Origin of the sequence: Streptomyces sp. NRRL F-2664, assembly GCF_000719345.1 — a bacterium.
Classification (GTDB): Bacteria; Actinomycetota; Actinomycetes; order Streptomycetales; family Streptomycetaceae; genus Streptomyces.
The window spans coordinates 1-365 of sequence record NZ_JOFX01000417.1 but is presented as its reverse complement, the minus strand read 5'-3'; the positions used below and the strand labels follow the sequence as shown (position 1 = coordinate 365).

At 66.3% G+C, this 365-nt stretch carries 1 pseudogene; it reads right to left on the bottom strand.

Annotation, left to right across the window (positions count from 1 at the left end):
• Positions 1 to 185: pseudogene (locus tag IF89_RS50125) on the bottom strand (IS256 family transposase); the annotation flags it as partial.
• Positions 186 to 365: the final 180 nt, after the last annotated feature.

Genomic DNA, 365 nt, shown 5'->3' with positions numbered 1-365 from the left:
TTCGTGGTGTTGGGTAGCGTGGAGGCGCGTTCGGGGAGCTCGCTGGGGTAGATCTGGTCCATGCTGCCCTCGGGCAGGTAGCGGCGGGGGAAGGCGATCTATTCGTCGTGCAGCTCGAACAGCACGGCGGTCGCTAATCGCAGGAGTGCGTCGTCGTTCGGGAAGACCTGGACCACGTCGGTGCGGGCCGCAGTAGGTCATGCTGGGACAGGGCCACCGTGGCACCTCCGTGTTGAACTGGCATTTCTCTACGGAGAGTTGCACGGAGGCCCGCTCACAGACAGGGAGCGGAAGCCCGGCTGTCACACGCCCCCAGGCGCACGCCCTACCCGTGATCGGCTACACCACTCGGCGGGACGCCATCC